Genomic DNA, 18538 nt, shown 5'->3' with positions numbered 1-18538 from the left:
CATCATGCGTAACGCACAGAAGCCCTCAGGAATGCCCGCCCACCGGTACATGCCGTTCCAGGACCAGATCAAGGTTGAACTGCCAGACCGCACCTGGCCGGACAAGATCATCACCAAGGCCCCGCGCTGGTGCGCAGTTGACCTGCGCGACGGCAACCAGGCGCTCATCGATCCCATGAGCCCGGCCCGCAAGATGAAGATGTTCGACCTGCTGGTCCGGATGGGCTACAAGGAAATCGAGGTCGGGTTCCCGTCCGCGTCGCAGACGGACTTCGACTTTGTCCGCCAGCTCATCGAAGGCAACCACATCCCGGATGACGTCACCATCCAGGTCCTCACGCAGGCCCGGGAACACCTGATCGAACGGACCTACGAGTCCCTGGTGGGCGCCAAGCAGGCCATCGTCCACCTCTACAACTCCACGTCCGTGCTGCAGCGGCGCGTGGTCTTCAACCAGGACGAGGACGGCATCCTGGACATCGCCCTGCAGGGGGCCCGGCTGTGCCGGAAGTACGAGGAAACCCTCGCTGACACGCACGTAACGTACGAGTACTCGCCGGAGTCCTTCACCGGCACGGAACTCGAGTACGCCGTCCGGGTGTGCAACGCCATCGCCGATGTCTTCGAGGCCTCCGCCGACCGCCAGGTGATCATCAACCTGCCCGCCACTGTCGAAATGGCCACCCCCAACGTCTACGCCGATTCCATCGAGTGGATGAGCCGGCACCTGCACCCCCGCGAAGGCATCATCCTCTCGCTGCACCCGCACAACGACCGCGGAACCGGGGTGGCTGCCGCCGAACTGGGCTACATGGCCGGCGCCGACCGCATCGAAGGCTGCCTGTTCGGAAACGGCGAACGGACCGGCAACGTGGACCTGGTGACCCTGGGCCTGAACATGTTCGTCCAGGGCATCGACCCGATGATCGACTTCTCCAACATCGACGACGTCCGCCGGACCGTGGAGTACTGCAACCAGCTGCCGGTTCCGGAGCGTTCACCGTACGGTGGCGACCTGGTGTTCACCGCTTTCTCCGGCTCGCACCAGGATGCGATCAAGAAGGGCTTCGAAGCACTGGAGCGCGACGCCGCCGCGGCCGGTAAGGCCGTGGACGACTTCACCTGGCAGGTTCCCTACCTGCCGGTGGACCCCAAGGACCTGGGCCGCAGCTACGAGGCCGTCATCCGCGTGAACTCCCAGTCCGGCAAGGGCGGCGTGGCCTACCTGCTGAAGAACGAGCACAGCCTGGACCTGCCGCGCCGTGCGCAGATTGAGTTCTCCGGCGTCATCCAGCGCCGCACCGACACCGTGGGCGGCGAGGTCAGCGGAGCCCAGTTGTGGCAGACCTTCCAGGACGAGTACCTGCCGTCCGGCCAGGCCGAGGGGCAGTGGGGACGCTACTCGCTGGGCGGGGTCAAGACGGAAACGGATGCCGACGGCGGCATGACGCTTCACGCCGCACTCACCATCGATGGTGCCCAGGTCAACCGGACCGGAACGGGTAACGGACCTATCGCAGCCCTGCTGAACATCCTCCACGACGACGGCGTGGACGTCCGGGTGCTGGACTACAGCGAGCACGCCCTGTCCGAGGGCGGCAACGCCGCGGCGGCCGCCTATGTCGAATGCGCCGTGGGGGAGCGGGTCCTGTGGGGCGTCGGCATCGATGCGAACACCAGCATGTCCTCCCTCAAGGCCGTCATTTCGGCGGTCAACCGCGCCATCCGGGACGCCCGGGCCTGACACCTGAAGGGGCGCCGCCGGTTCCAGCCGGCGGCGCCGCCGCGGCCTGTCGGCATGCTGCCGGGCAGGATGGGAAGATAGAGCGTGGTTCAACAGTCTTTTGCCTCCCGGGCGTACCGGGACGACGCCGTGGTACTCCGTACCCACAAGTTGGGTGAGGCGGACCGCATCATCACGCTCCTGACCAAGCACCACGGCCAGGTCCGCGCCGTCGCCAAGGGCGTGCGCCGCACCAGCAGCCGGTTTGGTGCCCGGCTGGAACCCTTCATGGTGGCAGACCTGCAACTGGTGTCCGGCCGCACGCTGGACATCGTCACGCAGGCAGTTGCCAAGGGTGCGTACGGCGGCAGTATCGCCGCGGATTACGGCAGGTACACGGTTGCCGCCGCCATGACGGAGACCGCGGAGAAACTGACCGACGTGGACGGTGAAGCCGGAACCGCCCAGTACAACCTGCTGGTGGGCGCCCTCGCTGCACTGAGCCGCGACGACCACGCCGCAGGCCTCATCCTGGACTCCTACCTGCTCCGTGCCCTGGCCACGGGCGGTTGGGCCCCCAGCTTTACGGATTGTTCCCGGTGCGGAATGCCCGGCCCGCATACCGCGTTCTCCGCGCCACTGGGCGGCATGGTCTGCGCACAGTGCAGGCCGCCCGGGTCACCCGCGCCGGCATCCGAAACCGTTGTCCTGCTGGCGGCCCTGCTGACCGGTGACTGGGCCACGGCGGATGCGTCGTTGCCGCAGCACCGCAAGGAGGCCGCCGGCCTGGTGGCGGCGTACCTGCAGTGGCATCTTGAACGAGTACTGAAATCCCTCAAACATGTGGAGCGCAGCTGACAGTGGCCTTGGGAAAAAAGAACAATGCACCCCGCAAGCGCACCCATCCCGTGGTGGCCCCTTACCCGCATCCTTCCGGCGCGGTGGCCCCCTCCATCCCTGCTGAATTCATTCCCCGGCACGTGGCCATCGTCATGGACGGCAACGGCCGGTGGGCCAACCAGCGCGGCCTGCCCCGGATCGAGGGCCACAAGGCGGGAGAGCCGGCCCTGCTTGATGTGATGGCCGGTGCCATCGAGCTGGGGATTGAGTATGTCAGCGTGTACGCCTTCTCCACCGAGAATTGGCGCCGTTCCCCGGAAGAGGTCCGCTTCCTGATGGGATTTAACAAGGACGTGCTTCGACGGCAGCGGAATCAATTGGACGACTGGGGCGTCCGCGTGCGCTGGGCAGGACGCCGGCCGCGCCTCTGGGGTTCCGTGATCCGGGAACTGGAGGATGCAGAGGAGTTCACCGCGGCCAACACCACCTGTAATTTGACCATGTGTGTTAATTACGGCGGCCGCGCTGAGATAACCGACGCTGTCTCCGCTATAGCCGCGGACGTTGCAGCAGGCAGGCTGAAGCCGGGCGCCATCACCGAGCGGACCATCCAGAAGTACCTGGATGAGCCCGACCTCCCCGACGTGGACCTCTTCCTGCGCAGCTCAGGGGAGCAGCGGCTCTCCAACTTCCTGCTCTGGCAGTCCGCGTATGCGGAGTTCGTCTTCATGGACACGCTGTGGCCCGATGTTGACAGGCGGACCCTTTGGACCGCCGTCGAGGAATATGCCAGGCGCGACCGCCGCTACGGCGGGGCCGTCGATGCCGCCGCTGCGACGCCGGATCCCCAGGCGGACTAGCTTTCGCCGTAGGCCCGCAGCCAGCGGGCCAGGCGGGAATAGGCATCGGACCGGACCGGGCCGGGGGAGAGGAAGACGTCATGCAGGGCACCGTCAATCCGCTCGATGGTCACAGTACGGCCCAGGGCCAGTGCCCGGGTGCTGATGATGTTCACATCCAGGACGGCGTCAGTCCGCCGCATCTCCTCGGACCAGAGCAGGCCGTTGGCACTTCCCTTGGACAGCAGGACCAGGATTGGTGCCTCGATATCCAGGCCGCGGGCCACGCGGGCATGCCCGGCAAGGACTGCCCGCAGCCACCCTGCCCGGACAGGAAATGCCAGGCGGGGGCGGTAGCGCTCATCAACGGGCCACTCGCCGTCGGCCGCGTCACTGATGGTCCGCCAATAGTGGCCGCGCTCCGGAAGGCGGAGGACCGCCTGGGGGCGGAAGCGGGCCACCGGACGCACCATGCTGGAGGCTGCCCGCCGGACCAGCGAACTTCCGTGCATCTCCAGCCAGGGACTGTTCAGGATCAGCAGGGAGACAGCCTCCGGATGCCGGCTGGTCCACAGGGCCGCCACCAGTCCGCCGGTCGAATGGCCCATCAAAGCCAGCGGTCCGGGTACGCCCTCCTGGCGGATGACACGGGTGGCTTCTTCGATTTCGGCGTCGTAAGCGGCCAGGTCCGCCACGTAGCCCCCGGGTGACTCGGGGCGCAGGCTCCGGCCGTGATTATGCATGTCCAGCGCGTAGAACTCATAGCCGGCGGCAGCCCAGAACCGGGCCAGGTCAACGTTGAAAAAGTAGTCGCTCCAGCCGTGCAGGAAGAGCACAGCCCGGCGCCGGCCGCCGGCGGCCGCGGTGTCCGCGCCCGGCCTGAGCCGCACCAGGGTTGCTGTCCGGTCCACCCCGTCAGGTCCGGCTGCCGTAAAGGTGTGGGACTCGAAATCAGCCCCCAGGATGTCCTGCTGCCACTGCATGCCCTCATGCTAGACCGGCCCGCCGCGGTCCGCCGGTCCGTTCGGCCGCTTCACCGTTTTGGTGTGGCGCCCCCGGAGACGTGAAACTAAAGGCATGCGCGTTTATCCCACTTTCTTCAGGCTGGCCTTTTCATGGATGGACGCCGAGCGCGCCCACAAGATCGGATTCAAGGGCATCCGGCTCGCGCATGCGTCGGGAGCAGGGAGGGTCTTGCAGAAGCTGACTGCTCCGGCAGCGTCGCTGCAAACCACCGCCTTCGGCGTGACTTTTCCTTCGCCGTTCGGGCTCGCTGCGGGTTTTGACAAGGAAGGCCACGGGATTGAGGCCCTGTCGGACCTTGGATTCGGGCACATTGAAGTTGGCACCATCACCGGACAGGCGCAGCCGGGCAATGAGAAGCCGAGGCTCTTCCGCCTGGTGGAGGACCGGGCCGTCATCAACCGGATGGGATTCAACAACGACGGCGCGTCTGCCGTTGCGCCGCGGTTGAAGGCAGCGCGTGCCGCGCTCCAGCGCCGCTACCCGTCAGTGCGTCCGGTCATCGGCGTCAACATCGGCAAAACCAAAGTGGTGGAACTTGCCGACGCCGTGGAGGACTACCTGGTAAGCGCCCGCAGCCTGGCGCCTGCTGCCGACTACCTGGTGGTGAATGTCAGTTCCCCCAACACCCCCGGACTGCGGCTGCTCCAGGACGTGGAAACACTTCGTCCGCTGCTGACCGCCGTAGGACAGGAAGCCGACCGCGCCGCCGGACGGCACGTACCCCTGCTGGTGAAGATCGCACCGGACCTCAGCGACGAGGACATCGACGACGTGGCGCGACTTGCCCTTGACCTGAAGCTGGACGGCATCATTGCCACCAACACCACAATCGCCAGGGATGGGTTGGCATCGCCGGCGGAATCGGTGCAGAACTGCGGCGCCGGGGGATTGTCCGGAGCTCCCCTGAAGCAGCGTTCCCTTGAGGTGCTGAAGCGGCTCAAGCACGCCACCGGAGACGCCCTGAGCCTGGTGTCGGTAGGCGGCGTGGAGTCGGCGCAGGATGTCCAGGAAAGGCTCGACGCCGGAGCCACCCTGGTGCAGGGCTACACGGCTTTCCTCTACGAGGGACCCTTCTGGGCGGCACGGATCAACAAGCAGCTGGCAAAGAACCGCCGCTCCTGACCCCTAAATCCCATGGCGCCTGTGACTGCGGCTCCTACCAAAAACGGGCACCCCGGCGGATTTCCGCCGGGGTGCCCGTGTTCAAAAGGTTTATGGATGGTCAGGCGGGGTACTGGCCGCGCTGGACCTGGGGCTTGGGCAGCCGCAGTTTCCGGAACTGGAGGGACCGCATGGAGCCGTACCAGACCGTACCGCGCTCCACCTCGCCGAACTTTTCCGCCAGCCGCTTGCGGAGCTTGCGGGACAGGATGAACACGTCCACGAAGACCGCCAGGAACATCACCCAGAAAGCTCCCAGGACGTAGATCATCATGTCGCTGGAGGCGGGAACCACCAACGACACCAGTACAAAGACCAGGGCGCCGAACATCAGGTACTCGCCGAGGTTGAACCGGGCATCCACAAAGTCGCGAGCAAACCGTTTCTGCGGACCCTTGTCGCGAAGCGGCAGGAATTTCTCATCGCCGGTATCCAGGGCACGGCGCATCTTGAGGCGCTGGTCCTGCACGGCCTGGCGTTCGGCGGCCTTGGATGCCTTGCGGTCCTCAGGTACCAACGGCCGTTTGCGGGCGGCTTCCTGCGCCCTCCGCGTTGGGGTGGGTGCGCCCTTGCCCGCCACGCTTCCTTGCCGTGCCGCCGCCTCCGCTGCCTGCTGGTCTATGGTCTCCTGCGCCGAAGGCGCTTCTTTTCTACGTCCGAACACCTGACCAGAATACCTTGCAGCGGCCCGCATCCCGCCTGCGGCGGCAGGTCCGCTGACCGCCGGCCAAAAGTGACGGGGGTAATGTTTTGGCCATGACTTCATCACCCGCGGCAACCCCGCGCAGCACGACCACCACGACAGGACCGGGCCTGGAGGCCCGCGGCGGGACGGAAGACCTTCGTTCGGCTGTAGACCGGTCGTTCGACCAGACCCTGGACCGGCTCAAGGAGTTGGTTGCCATCCCGGGGATTGCCTGGCCCAGCTTCGAGCGCACCCCCCTGGAGCGAAGCGCCGACGCCGTCGCGGAGCTTCTTCGAGCCGCGGGGCTTGGGGACGTCGAGGTGCTGTCCGTTAATAAGGCCGACGGGACGCCCGGCGGCCCGGCCGTCGTCGCCCGCCGCCCTGCTGCCGAAGGGAAGCCGACAGTCCTCCTCTACGCCCACCACGACGTCCAGCCCGTGGGCGATGAGTCGCTGTGGGAAACCGAGCCCTTTACCGCCGTCGAGAAGGACGGACGGCTGTATGGACGCGGCGCAGCCGACGATAAAGCCGGCATCATGGTGCACATTGCCGCTTTTGCAGCTGCGGCCGAGGTCCTTGGCGGCGCCCTGGGCCTCGGCGTGACATTTTTTATCGAGGGCGAGGAAGAAGCAGGATCGCCCACGTTCCGGACCTTCCTGGAAGCGAACCGTGAACTGCTCCGGGCCGACGTCATTGTGGTGGCCGACTCCAGCAACTGGAAGGTCGGCACGCCTGCCCTCACCACCAGCCTCCGCGGCCTGGTCGACGGCACTATCGAGGTCCAGGTCCTTGACCACGCGGTGCACTCCGGCATGTTCGGTGGACCGGTCCTGGACGCCCCCACCCTGCTGTCCCGGCTGATTGCCACGCTTCACGACGCCGACGGGAACGTCGCCATCGAAGGGCTGGTGGCCACCGATACGGCTGCCGTAGAGATGCCCGAGGCCGACTACCGCGCCGACGCGTCCGTGCTTGACGGCGTCCGCCTGGCCGGGTCGGGAAGCATCGCCTCGAGGCTGTGGACCAAGCCTGCCCTTTCCATCATCGGTTTCGACGCTCCCGCCGTCGACGTCGCTTCCAACACGCTGCTTCCGCGGGCCAGGGCAAAGTTCAGCCTGCGGCTGGCGCCCGGCCAGGTCCCCGCCGAGGCCATGGATGCAGTGCGCCGGCACGTGGAAGCCAACGCGCCCTTCGGGGCAAAGGTCGTCTTCACTCCGGGCGAGGCAGGCAACCCCTTCCAGACCGACACATCATCCGCCGCCGCAACGGTTGCGATGTGGGCATTGGGGGAGGCCTGGGGGGTTCGGGCCGTCGAAACGGGCATCGGCGGGTCCATCCCCTTCATTGCCGACCTTACTGAGTTGTATCCCGAGTCCCAGATCCTGGTGACCGGGGTGGAAGATCCAGATTCGCGTGCGCACAGTGCCAACGAGTCCCTGCACATCGGCGACTTCCGCAATGCCATCCTGGCCGAAGCGCTCATGCTCAGCAGGCTGAACAACGAAGGCCTCACCACAGGGAAATGATGACCGTTCGGCACGCCGGCACCTGTCCTTCATCCAGGGAACAACCTGAGTTCTTTGACGGTTACGCCAGGAGTTAGAGCTACAGGACTGCCGCGCGTAGCATGTAGCTATAGCCCATACCGTATTTGTAGGGGCAGGCGCCGTTACGGCGACGCCGCCAGACCGTCCTAAGAAGGTAGGCCAATGAGCACCTCAACCAACGAAAACAGCACCGCCACCACCGTGGCCAGCGACGAACTGCCCGTTCACGAGGTCAACCTGACCGACGTCGCCGCCGGCAAGGTGCGCAGCCTCCTCGAGCAGGAAGGCCGCACCGACCTGCGCCTGCGCGTTGCCGTGCAGCCCGGTGGCTGCTCAGGGTTGATTTACCAGCTCTACTTCGACGAACGGCTCCTTGAGGGTGACGCTGTCCGTGACTATGACGGAGTGGAGGTCGTCGTCGACAAGATGAGCGTGCCGTACCTCAGCGGTGCAAGCATCGACTTCGAGGACACCATCTCGAAGCAGGGTTTCACCATCGACAATCCGAACGCCGGCGGCTCCTGCGCCTGCGGCGATTCATTCCACTAAGCCGGTTCTTTCGCCTGATGTCGGCGCCGGGCTTCCAGCCGTTTAAAACGGCACGGGGGCTCGGCGCCGACATGTGGGCGAAACGCCCGGCGGAGCGGTAAGCTCTACATCGAGTAGTAAAACTTTTTTGTGCCCGGAGCGCCGATGGGCTGCCCGGACAACAGCAACAAGTAGGAAGGGCCGTCTGTGAGTTCGCAGAACCGAACCGGCAGCCGACGCAAAACGATCACCACGATCTCAAGCTTGGCTATAGCCGGCGCGTTGGTTTTGACCGGATGTTCGCCAGAGGTAGAGAAAGGCTGGATGCCCACTGAACGGGGCACCACCAGCAACACCGACCGCATCATGGACCTCTGGGTCAACTCATGGATTGCTGCGCTCGTGGTTGGCACCATCACATGGGGCCTGATCATTTGGTGTATTGTCGCCTACCGCCGCCGCAAGGGAACCGTCGGATTCCCGCGGCAGACCAGCTTCAACCTTCCGCTCGAAGTCTTCTACCTCACCATCCCCATCTTCATGGTCCTGGTGTTCTTCTACTTCACGGACCGTGACCAGCAGGCGATCGATGACCGTTCACAGCCTGCCGACGTCGTCGTCGACGTCCGCGGCAAACAGTGGGCCTGGGACTTCAACTACAAGTCCGGCCAGGTGATCCAGGAAGACCTCCACGAGGCAGGCGTCCAGGCACACCTCACCGGCAACACCATCGACATGGAAAAGCTCCCCACCCTGTACCTGCCGGTCAACAAGTCTGTTGACCTCGAGCTCAATTCCCGCGATGTCATCCACTCCTTCTGGGTTCCCGCCTTCCTGCAGAAGCGCGACATGATTCCCGGCAAGACCAACTACATCCGGTTCACCCCCACTAAAGAGGGCACCTACGACGGTAAGTGTGCCGAACTCTGCGGCGAGTACCACTCCGAAATGCTGTTCCGCGTGAAGGTGGTGTCGGAATCCGAATTCCAGGCCCACATGGACCAGCTCAAGGCTGCAGGCAACACCGGCCTGCTCGGTGTTGAGTACGACCGCAACCCGAACCTGAACGAAACCAAGTAAGGGGAGCGACGTGGCTACGTACACCCAATCCGCACCTGCGGGAGTCCTGTCGGCTCCCGTGGTACCCAAATCCAAGGGGCGCATCGTCGTCAACTGGATCACCTCCACGGACCACAAGACCATCGGGTACATGTACCTGATTGCGTCCTTCGTGTTCTTCTGCCTCGGCGGCGTGATGGCGCTGCTGATCCGCGCCGAACTCTTTGAGCCCGGCATGCAGATCCTGCAGACCAAGGAACAGTACAACCAGCTGTTCACCATGCACGGCACCGTCATGCTGCTGATGTTCGCCACCCCGCTGTTCGCAGGGTTCGCCAACGTGATCATGCCGCTGCAGATCGGTGCCCCCGATGTGGCGTTCCCGCGCCTGAACGCGCTGGCTTTCTGGTTCTTCCTGTTCGGTTCCACCATCGCCGTGTCCGGCTTCATCACCCCGCAGGGCGCGGCGTCCTTTGGCTGGTTTGCCTACGCGCCACTGTCCAACACCACGTTCACGCCGGGCATCGGTGGCGACCTGTGGGTCTTCGGCCTGGCACTGTCCGGCTTCGGCACCATCCTCGGCGCCGTCAACTTCATCACCACCATCATCTGCATGCGCGCCCCGGGCATGACCATGTGGCGGATGCCGATCTTCACCTGGAACACCCTGATCACCGCCATCCTGGTGCTCATGGCATTCCCCCCGCTGGCCGCGGCGCTGTTCGCCCTCGGCGCGGACCGGAAGTTCGGTGCCCACATCTTCGATCCCGCCAACGGCGGCGCCGTCCTGTGGCAGCACCTGTTCTGGTTCTTCGGACACCCTGAGGTGTACATCATCGCGCTGCCGTTCTTCGGCATCGTCTCGGAGATCTTCCCGGTGTTCAGCCGCAAGCCGATCTTCGGTTACAAGGGCCTCGTGTATGCGACCATCGCCATCGCGGCCCTCTCGGTCACCGTCTGGGCCCACCACATGTACGTCACCGGCGCGGTCCTGCTGCCGTTCTTCTCCTTCATGACGATGCTGATCGCGGTGCCCACCGGCGTGAAGTTCTTCAACTGGATCGGCACCATGTGGCGGGGGTCCCTGACCTTCGAAACCCCCATGCTGTGGAGCCTCGGCTTCCTCATCACCTTCCTGTTCGGCGGCCTCACCGGCATCATCCTGGCTTCCCCGCCGCTGGACTTCCATGTTTCGGACTCCTACTTCGTGGTGGCGCACTTCCACTACGTGGTGTTCGGCACGGTCGTGTTTGCCATGTTCGCCGGCTTCTACTTCTGGTGGCCGAAGTGGACCGGCAAGATGCTCAACGAGCGGCTCGGCAAGATCCACTTCTGGCTGCTGTTCCTGGGCTTCCACGGCACCTTCCTGATCCAGCACTGGCTCGGTGTCATGGGCATGCCCCGCCGCTACGCGGACTACCTGCCGGAGGACAACTTCACCTGGATGAACCAGTTCTCCACCATCGCCTCGTTCGTGCTGGGCGCGTCCCTGATCCCGTTCTTCTGGAACGTGTACATCACCTGGCGCAAGGCTGAGAAAGTCCAGGTAGACGATCCCTGGGGCTTCGGCGCCTCGCTGGAATGGGCCACCTCCTGCCCGCCGCCGCGGCACAACTTCACCTCCCTGCCCCGGATCCGTTCGGAGCGTCCCGCCCTGGACCTGCACCACCCGGAACTCCGCCAGGTCCACACCGCCGATTCGCCGGCCCCCGCGGCCGCAGTTCTCGGTAACGCCGACCAGAAGGACACTGCACAGTGAAAATCGAATCCTGGATTTTTGGCTCCGGAGTTTTCTTCTTCGTACCCGTCGCCCTGGTCTATGGCTTTTTGACCAGCTGGGGCGAGTGGGTCGGCATCCTTGGCATCCTCCTCGTGGGCGGTCTCGCCGGCATGATCGGTGCGTACCTGGGATTCACAGGCAAGCGTGTTGGACTGCGGCCCGAGGACCGCAGCGATGCTGAGATCCACGAGGGCGCCGGCGAGCAGGGCCACTTCAGCCCCTGGAGCTGGTGGCCCCTGGTGCTCGGCATCGCCTGCGCTACCGGCTTCCTGGGCCTGGCAGTCGGCCCCTGGATCATCTTCATCGCCGGCGGCATCGCCGTCGTAGCCCTCGTGGGCTGGGTGTACGAGTACAGCCGCGGAGACCACGCACACTAAGCAACAAAAAGAATAACGACGGCGGGCCCCACCAATCCGGTGGGGCCCGCCGTCGTTAAATGCCTTCCAGGGCCTTTAGGCCGCCCCCTGCGACTCCAAAAGATCGCGCAGCTCACGCAGGGCCGCCTCCGCCCTTCCAAGCCACTGGGCGTCGCCCAGCGGAGGTTCACTCACTGACAGTTCCACCTCACAGCCCTGCGCGAAGTCAGCGCCCATCACGTGGAGCAGCGACCGGGCATCTACCTCCGCGGCGCCGGCCTTGCTGATGGTGACGGGAAGCCCGGTGTCCGTGACGGCCCGGACAAATACCGCGGCGGAGCGTGCATGCAGGCCTGCCGGCGCTGCCACCACAGCCTTCTCTATTGGCAAAGGGACTCCTTTTCGAGAGACGGCCCCCTCCGTCTTATTGGTGAATTTCCAGACCAAATATAGCGGTCACCGCATTGAGGCCGCCAAAGACGGGCGATGTCCCGCGGCTGGTCTAGACCGTCCTAAAATTGAGTGAACCCACCGGCAGGAGAAAAATTATGGCAGCTGGCGCCGCCGCAATCACGGGCGACATCGACCGCACCAGCGGGACGGCGATTTACGTCCAGCTTCGTGAGATCCTTCGCGCGTACATCGCCCAGTCGTGCCCGCCGGGATCTGCGCTGCCATCCGAACGGGACCTGGCAGAGCGGTTCGGCTTGGCACGGATGACGGTGCGCCAGGCTATTGATGCCTTGGTGGGGGAAGAGGTCATCGAGCGTGTCGTGGGCCTCGGGACGTTCGTCCGGCGACCGAAGCTGGATCTCCAGGTAAAGCTCACCTCCTACAGCGAAGAGATGCAGCGGCGCGGAATGGTGCCCGCAGCCAAAGTGCTGAGCTTCGAGCAGATCGGCGCCAGCGCGTTCCTGGCGCGCGAGCTCCAGCTCGATGAGGGTACACCGCTGGTCCGCTTCCGCAGGCTGCTGCTGGCCGATGGGGAGCCGATGAGTGTGGATGAGAACTTCATTCCGGCGCACCGGGTCCCCGGCCTGCTGGATGGCGAACCGCCCACGTCCCTGTACAACGTCCTGAGCGAGCAGTTCGGGCTCGTGATGGAGTGGGGTGAGGACATGATCGAGGCTACGGCCGCATCGCCGTCCACCGCCCGGCTCCTGAATGTAGAGGTAGGCGCGCCCTTGCTGAAGATCCAGCGGCATGCCTTCGTGGCCCGGGCGATGGTCGACTACTCCGTCTCCTACTACCGGGCGGACCGGTACAAGCTGTGGGTGCCCCTCCAACGGCCCGGAGCCCGCCGGGCACGCAACCACTGACAGATTCACGACTGCCGCCTGTGTGCGGACGCAGGCAGGAACCTCGGCGCCCAACGGCCTTGCAGTGGTAACGGGCGGGATTAAACAATGAAGGCCCGATCCATAAGGATCGGGCCTTCAGTGTTGGAACACAGAGCCTAGTGCGTCAGGCTCTTGGATCCTTCAGCCGCTTCGACTGCCTCGTGGCCATGGCCATGGGCTGCTTCGAGCTCTGCGGGCGTAGCGGGAGCAACCCGGTCCTCGAAGAACCAGCGGGAGAGGAACGCGCGGCGCTTCTCCTTGCGGGTCACGACGCCGTGCTCGTTCGGTACAGCCGGCAGCACCTGGGGTGACTCAAAACCAACCAGCTTGTACCGCTTGTACTCGTCCAGCGGCGCGTGGACCTCGATGAACTCACCGTGCGGGAGCCTGACAATTCGTCCGGTCTCGCGGCCGTGGAGGGCGATCTCCCGGTCCTTGCGCTGCAGCGCCAGTGCGACGCGCTTGGCGACAATGAAGCCGATGACCGGTCCGACGAAGAACAGGGCCCGGAGCCAGTAGGTGACGTCGTTGAGGGACACGTGGAAGTGCGTGGCAATGAGGTCCGAACCTGCAGCTGCCCACATCACGCAGTACCAGATGAATCCAGCAACACCGATGCCCGTACGGGTCGGGGCATTGCGCGGACGGTCCAGCACGTGGTGCTCGCGGTCATCCTTGGTGATCCAGCGTTCGATCCACGGGTAGGTGAACATCACCGTGAACAGGATTCCAGCGGGGACCAGTGCCGGGAGCAGAACGTTGAACGTGAACACGTGTCCGAAGAAGATCTGCTCCACGTGCCAGTTGCCGAGCGTGCCGGGCATGAGGCGGAGTGCACCATCGACGAAACCGATGTACCAGTCAGGCTGCGTACCGGCCGACACGGGGGAGGGGTCGTACGGACCGTAGTTCCAGATCGGGTTGATGGTGAAGAATGCCGCCATCAGCGCGATGACACCGAAGACGATGAAGAAGAATCCACCGGCCTTCGCTGCGTAGACAGGACCCAGGGGGTAGCCGACAACGTTATTGTCGTTGCGGCCGGGACCGGGGTACTGGGTGTGCTTGTGGACGACCACCATGAACAGGTGCAGGACGATCATCAGCAGGATCAAAGCCGGCACCAGCAGGATGTGGAGCATGTACAGGCGGCTGATGATGGCCGTGCCCGGGAACTCGCCGCCGAACAGGAAGAACGAGATGTACGTTCCGATGACCGGGATGGACTTGATGACGCCGTCGATGATGCGCAGGCCGTTGCCGGACAACAGGTCGTCGGGGAGCGAGTAGCCGGTGAAGCCGGCAGCCATGGCCAGGATCAGCAGGACGCTGCCCACAACCCAGTTCATTTCGCGGGGCCGGCGGAACGCACCGGTGAAGAAGACCCTCAGCATGTGGACTGCGATGGAGGCCACGAACAGCAGTGCCGCCCAGTGGTGCACCTGGCGCATGAAGAGTCCGCCACGGATGTCAAAGGAGATGTTGAGCGAGGAGCTGTACGCCACCGACATTTCCACTCCCTTGAGGGGAATGTAGCCGCCGTCGTAATGCGTCTCCGCCATGGACGGATCGAAGAAGAACGTCAGGAAGGTTCCGGACAGCAGAAGGATGACGAAGGAGTACAGCGCCACTTCACCGAACATGAAGGACCAGTGGTCGGGGAAGACTTTACGGCCGAACTCGCGAAGGATTCCGGAGCCGCCAACACGCGAGTCGACGAAGTCGGTGATCCGGCCTGTCTTGGTTTTGGCGACGAAAGCCGGCTCAGCTGTTGATGCTGCGCTCATGCGAATCACGCTCCCAGTAACTTGGTCCTACGGGTTCATGGAAGTCGCTGGTAGCGACGAGGTAGCCCTCGTCATCAACTGCGATGGGCAGCTGGGGGAGAGGACGGCTGGCGGGGCCGAAGATCACCTTGCACTCTTGCGTGAGGTCGAAGGTGGACTGGTGGCACGGGCACAGCAGGTGGTGCGTCTGCTGCTCGTACAGAGCAACCGGGCAGCCAACGTGGGTGCAGATCTTGGAGTAGGCAACGATGCCGTTGTAACCCCACTCTTCGCGGCCCTTTGAGGGGTTCAGCGATGCGGGATCAAGGCGCATCAGCAGCACAACGGACTTTGCCTTCTCGTTGAGCTTGCCTTCCTGCAGTTCATTCAGGCCTTCCGGGATGACGTGGAAGGCTGAACCGATAGTGACGTCCGAGGCCTTGATGGGAGTGCCATCGGGGTCGCGGGTGAGGCGCTTGCGCTTCCCGTCCTGCGGAGCCCACATGGTGTGCGCGAGCTTGTCGTCAGGGCGGGGACCGAGGTCACCGAAGATGGCGACGGCGGGGAGCGGGGCCAGTGCGACAGCACCCAGGAGGGTGTTGCGGATCAGCGGGCGGCGCTTGATGCCGGTCTCTTCCACAATGTCGTCGACGATGCGCACCGCGGCCTGGCGGTCCTCTTCGTAACGGATGGCGTGGCGTTCTTCGGAGACTTCGTGGTCGGGCATCAGGGCCTTGGCCCAGTGCACGATGCCGGTACCGATACCCAGCATTGCAAAGGCAGTGCCAATGCCGAGCAGGGCATTCTGGAGCCGGATGGTGGCAATGCTGGAGTCATCACCCAGATCAATGGCGAAGTACGCCACCAGGAAGATCAGGGTTCCAACAACAGAAATGCCAAATAGTAAGGCGACCTGCCGTTCTGCCCGCTTTGCGGCCTTCGGGTCCGTGTCAGCCAGGCGCAAACGATGCGGGGGAATTCCAGGATCCTGGAACTTCTCCACCTCATTCTGACCAGCCGTAGCTACGGTGCCCGAGTGGTTCGGACTGCCGTCACTATGGTTGCCCATAATTCGCCTCATCCTTCTCTCGTCCCGGCAGTTACCGGGTTAGTTTCTAATTTCAAGCTGCTGACTTGGCAGCAGAAGTTGTGGGTTCCTGCGAAAAGTCAGGACGTCCTGGACGTAAGCCAGATGGTGAAGGCAATGATGACGCCAAGGCCGGCTACCCAAACGAACAGGCCTTCGGCAACCGGACCGAGCGAGCCGAGGTCGGCTCCACCCGGCGAGCCGGAGGATTCGATCTGCTTCAGGAAGGTGATGATGTCCTTCTTGCCTTCAGGAGTGATGTTGGCATCGTTGAACACCGGCATGTTCTGCGGGCCCGTGACCATGGCCTCGTAGATGTGCTTGCCGGAAACGTCGGCCAGGGCAGGCGCGAACTTGCCGCGGGTCAGTGCACCACCGGCAGCGGCGGCGTTGTGGCACATGGCGCAGTTGGTGCGGAAGAGCTCACCGCCGGCAGCTGCATCGCCGCCACCGTTTGTCAGGTCTTCTGCAGGAACTGCCGGGCCGGCTCCCAGGGAGGCAACGTAGGCTGCAAGCTGGTGGGTCTGCTCGTCGTTGAACTGCACGGGCTTCTTCATGGCCTGCGGGCCGTTCATCTGCATCGGCATGCGGCCGGTGCCTACCTGGAAATCAACAGCGGCTGCACCGACACCCACCAGCGACGGGCCATCCTTGGAACCACTGGCACCCATGCCGTGGCAGGTGGCGCAGTTGGCGGCGAAGAGCTTGCCGCCTTCTTCCGTGTCGCTTGCACTGAACGTGGTGGTGGAAGCCTTGGCCTGGTTGACGGTGGTTGCCACGGCGTACAGCCCACCCGTGATGAGGAGCCCCATCAGAAGCAGCGCTATTGCTGCAAGTGGGTGACGCCGCTTTTGTGAGAGTGCCTTCACGTGGTGGTTCCTTTATTCGATCCTGCGCCGGCTCCGGGAGCCGCTACCTGAAATTCTGCCTCTTGTAGAAAAAGAATCAAAGCTGGCTACTTGAGTACGTAGATGACCAGGAAGAGGCCGATCCACACGACGTCAACGAAGTGCCAGTAGTAAGAGGTGACGATCGCGGACGTTGCTTCGAAATGTCCGAACTTCTTCGCGGCGAACGACCGGCCCATGATGAGCAGGAAGGCGATGAGGCCGCCGATCACGTGGAGGCCGTGGAAGCCCGTGGTCATGTAGAAGGCCGAGCCGTATGCGTTGGAGGAGAGCGAGACGTGCTCGGATACCAGCATGGCGTACTCGGTGGTCTGCCCGGCAACGAAGAACGCACCCATGAGGAACGTCAGGGTGAACCATTCGTTCATTCCCCAGCGGGCAAACTGCAGGGCGCCGCCGGTGCGCCGTGGCTGCAGCCGCTCTGCGGCGAAGACGCCCATCTGGCAAGTGAAGGAACTGGCCACGAGGACGATCGTGTTAACGAGCGCAAAGGGGAAGTTGAGCTTGGCCGTCTCTTCCGCCCACATCTGTCCGCTCGTGGAGCGCAGAGTGAAGTACATGGCAAAGAGACCGGCGAAGAACATCAACTCGCTGGACAGCCACACAACGGTTCCTACGGAAACCATATTGGGGCGGTTCAGCGTGGGGTGCGCCGGGGTACTGGGGGCATGGGTCGCAGATGTCACATAGACATTATGTCTGTAAAAGTCCGTGCTGCCCAACGCAAACCGCCTTTTCGGAGGACTTTTTCTACAAAGACGCGAAATTGCCCGGAAAAGTTCCCGCGACGGTTCACATTGGTCACTGGCCGCCATCGGTCGATAGCATCAGCACGTGACTTCTCAGGCAACTAAAGCGTCCGGCAACACCTGGCCCCGGTTGATCTCGGCGCTCATCAAGGGCAACGACCTCACTGCGGAGAGCACCTCCTGGGCCATGGACACCATCATGTCCGGGGAAGCAACGCCGGCCCAGATCGCCGGATTCCTTGTAGCCCTCAGCGCCAAGGGCGAGACAGTGGATGAGCTCTCCGGCCTCGTGGAGGCGATGCTTGCCCACGCCAACCCCGTGACCATCAGCGGGGAAAAACTCGACATTGTCGGCACCGGTGGTGACCAACTTAACACCATCAACATCTCCACCATGGCAGCCCTGGTCTCAGCCGGGGCCGGCGCCAAGGTGGTCAAGCACGGGAACCGTGCGTCGTCGTCGTCGTCCGGATCCGCTGACGTACTGGAAGCGCTCGGCGTCCGCCTGGACCTGCCCATTGCCCAGGTGGCACGGAACGCGGAGGAGGCAGGCATCACGTTCTGCTTTGCGCAGGTATTCCACCCGTCCTTCCGGCACACTGCCGTCCCGCGGCGGGAACTGGCTGTACCCACGGCCTTCAATTTCCTTGGACCGCTCACCAACCCAGCCAATGTGCAGGCGTCAGCGGTGGGCGTCGCCAATGCGCGGATGGCACCGCTCGTGGCCGGCGTCCTGGCGCGCCGGGGGAGCCGGGGACTGGTCTTCCGCGGCAATGACGGACTGGACGAGCTGACCACGACCGGGCCTTCCACCGTGTGGGAGATCCGGGATGGTGCCGTCAGTGAACTGCGTTTCTCGCCGGAGGACCTTGGCATCAGCCTGGCTACTGTTGAACAACTCCGTGGCGGTAATGCGGCGGCCAATGCGGGAGTTGTCCGGGATGTGCTGGCCGGCAGTAAGGGGCCTGCAAGGGACGCGGTGTTGGTCAACGCCGCGGCGGGCCTGGTTGCGTTCGACCGGCACGCCGAGGGCCCGTTCCTGGACCGCATGAAAGACGCCTTCGCGCGGGCTGCGGACTCGATCGATTCCGGCGCCGCCGCCGCCGTCCTGGACCGCTGGGTGTCCCTCTCGAGGGCCTAACCG

The 18538-nt window shown here is 64.2% G+C and carries 19 protein-coding genes; 11 read left to right on the top strand and 8 right to left on the bottom strand.

The features are described 5' to 3' along the window. The first annotated feature begins 4 nt into the window (after nt 1-4). The 3 genes from leuA to AC1DIP_RS07835 all read left to right on the top strand — a co-directional run bounded on the left by leuA (nt 5) and on the right by AC1DIP_RS07835 (nt 3423). The gene (gene leuA, locus AC1DIP_RS07845) at nt 5-1744 is read left to right on the top strand and encodes a 2-isopropylmalate synthase (protein ID WP_476211172.1); all 1740 of its coding nucleotides are present in this window, start codon (nt 5-7) and stop codon (nt 1742-1744) included. Nucleotides 1745-1828: 84 nt separating this feature from the next. Then, complete coding sequence (gene recO, locus AC1DIP_RS07840) at nt 1829-2581, top strand: DNA repair protein RecO (protein WP_141160392.1); 753 nt, start codon at nt 1829-1831, stop codon at nt 2579-2581. A 2-nt stretch (nt 2582-2583) separates the two neighbouring features. Then, entirely contained in the window at nt 2584-3423 is an 840-nt protein-coding gene (locus AC1DIP_RS07835) for an isoprenyl transferase (protein WP_477733405.1), read from the top strand. Here the strand turns inward: AC1DIP_RS07835 and AC1DIP_RS07830 are convergent. Then, complete coding sequence (locus AC1DIP_RS07830; protein ID WP_477733404.1) at nt 3420-4385, bottom strand: alpha/beta hydrolase; 966 nt, start codon at nt 4383-4385, stop codon at nt 3420-3422. The two genes, AC1DIP_RS07835 and AC1DIP_RS07830, sit on opposite strands and share 4 nt — an antisense overlap. 94 nt (nt 4386-4479) lie before the next feature. On the opposite strand from AC1DIP_RS07830, the gene AC1DIP_RS07825 reads away from it, so the two are divergent. Next, nucleotides 4480-5550, top strand: coding sequence for a quinone-dependent dihydroorotate dehydrogenase (locus AC1DIP_RS07825; RefSeq protein ID WP_477733403.1), 1071 nt, complete (start codon nt 4480-4482; stop codon nt 5548-5550). Nucleotides 5551-5650: 100 nt separating this feature from the next. Here AC1DIP_RS07825 and AC1DIP_RS07820 read toward each other — a convergent pair whose 3' ends face one another. Then, complete coding sequence (locus AC1DIP_RS07820) at nt 5651-6253, bottom strand: DUF3043 domain-containing protein (protein WP_477733402.1); 603 nt, start codon at nt 6251-6253, stop codon at nt 5651-5653. 92 nt (nt 6254-6345) lie between these two features. Here AC1DIP_RS07820 and AC1DIP_RS07815 point away from each other — a divergent pair, with 92 nt between their 5' ends. Together AC1DIP_RS07815 and AC1DIP_RS07810 are read left to right on the top strand one after the other, a co-directional pair. After that, entirely contained in the window at nt 6346-7800 is a 1455-nt protein-coding gene (locus tag AC1DIP_RS07815; protein WP_477733401.1) for a M20/M25/M40 family metallo-hydrolase, read from the top strand. A 183-nt stretch (nt 7801-7983) separates the two neighbouring features. Further along, on the top strand, nt 7984-8370 hold the full coding sequence (locus AC1DIP_RS07810) for an iron-sulfur cluster assembly accessory protein (RefSeq protein ID WP_476211165.1): 387 nt from the start codon (nt 7984-7986) through the stop codon (nt 8368-8370). A 104-nt stretch (nt 8371-8474) separates the two neighbouring features. Here AC1DIP_RS07810 and AC1DIP_RS07805 read toward each other — a convergent pair whose 3' ends face one another. Continuing rightward, nucleotides 8475-8681, bottom strand: coding sequence for a hypothetical protein (locus tag AC1DIP_RS07805; protein ID WP_476211916.1), 207 nt, complete (start codon nt 8679-8681; stop codon nt 8475-8477). Here AC1DIP_RS07805 and ctaC point away from each other — a divergent pair. From ctaC to AC1DIP_RS07790, 3 genes are read left to right on the top strand one after another with little or no spacing between them, the layout of a single operon-like run. Next, nucleotides 8614-9429, top strand: coding sequence for an aa3-type cytochrome oxidase subunit II (ctaC, locus tag AC1DIP_RS07800; RefSeq protein WP_476211164.1), 816 nt, complete (start codon nt 8614-8616; stop codon nt 9427-9429). The genes AC1DIP_RS07805 and ctaC overlap by 68 nt on opposite strands. A gap of 10 nt (nt 9430-9439) precedes the next feature. After that, on the top strand, nt 9440-11167 hold the full coding sequence (gene ctaD / locus AC1DIP_RS07795; RefSeq protein WP_477733400.1) for an aa3-type cytochrome oxidase subunit I: 1728 nt from the start codon (nt 9440-9442) through the stop codon (nt 11165-11167). After that, nucleotides 11164-11565, top strand: coding sequence for an aa3-type cytochrome oxidase subunit IV (locus AC1DIP_RS07790; RefSeq protein WP_476211160.1), 402 nt, complete (start codon nt 11164-11166; stop codon nt 11563-11565). The genes ctaD and AC1DIP_RS07790 overlap by 4 nt, the downstream gene beginning before the upstream one ends. A gap of 75 nt (nt 11566-11640) precedes the next feature. On the opposite strand, the gene AC1DIP_RS07785 is transcribed toward AC1DIP_RS07790, so the two are convergent. After that, nucleotides 11641-11934, bottom strand: a complete 294-nt coding sequence (locus tag AC1DIP_RS07785) for an HPr family phosphocarrier protein (protein ID WP_477733399.1) — start codon at nt 11932-11934, stop codon at nt 11641-11643. 158 nt (nt 11935-12092) lie between these two features. Here AC1DIP_RS07785 and AC1DIP_RS07780 point away from each other — a divergent pair, with 158 nt between their 5' ends. Beyond that, on the top strand, nt 12093-12863 hold the full coding sequence (locus AC1DIP_RS07780) for a GntR family transcriptional regulator (RefSeq protein ID WP_387565368.1): 771 nt from the start codon (nt 12093-12095) through the stop codon (nt 12861-12863). Nucleotides 12864-13000: 137 nt separating this feature from the next. Here AC1DIP_RS07780 and qcrB read toward each other — a convergent pair whose 3' ends face one another. From qcrB to ctaE, 4 genes are all read right to left on the bottom strand, one after another. Beyond that, nucleotides 13001-14671 (bottom strand): cytochrome bc1 complex cytochrome b subunit, encoded by a 1671-nt coding sequence (gene qcrB, locus AC1DIP_RS07775; RefSeq protein ID WP_141181611.1) that lies wholly within the window; start codon nt 14669-14671, stop codon nt 13001-13003. Then, the gene (gene qcrA / locus AC1DIP_RS07770) at nt 14649-15719 is read right to left on the bottom strand and encodes a cytochrome bc1 complex Rieske iron-sulfur subunit (RefSeq protein WP_141181610.1); all 1071 of its coding nucleotides are present in this window, start codon (nt 15717-15719) and stop codon (nt 14649-14651) included. Before qcrA ends, qcrB begins: the two co-directional genes overlap by 23 nt. A gap of 98 nt (nt 15720-15817) precedes the next feature. Next, complete coding sequence (gene qcrC / locus AC1DIP_RS07765; protein ID WP_476211157.1) at nt 15818-16606, bottom strand: cytochrome bc1 complex diheme cytochrome c subunit; 789 nt, start codon at nt 16604-16606, stop codon at nt 15818-15820. 86 nt (nt 16607-16692) lie between these two features. After that, nucleotides 16693-17331 carry an aa3-type cytochrome oxidase subunit III gene (gene ctaE, locus AC1DIP_RS07760; RefSeq protein WP_175318541.1) on the bottom strand — a complete coding sequence of 213 codons (639 nt, stop codon included), beginning with the start codon at nt 17329-17331 and terminating at the stop codon, nt 16693-16695. A gap of 148 nt (nt 17332-17479) precedes the next feature. Here ctaE and trpD point away from each other — a divergent pair, with 148 nt between their 5' ends. Beyond that, on the top strand, nt 17480-18535 hold the full coding sequence (gene trpD, locus AC1DIP_RS07755; RefSeq protein WP_477733398.1) for an anthranilate phosphoribosyltransferase: 1056 nt from the start codon (nt 17480-17482) through the stop codon (nt 18533-18535). The last annotated feature ends 3 nt before the right edge of the window (nt 18536-18538 follow it).

This window comes from Pseudarthrobacter sp. 05T312 (genome assembly GCF_056396685.1).
The sequence above is the reverse complement of the archived record's forward strand: the minus strand, read 5'-3'. Positions and strand labels throughout refer to the sequence as shown.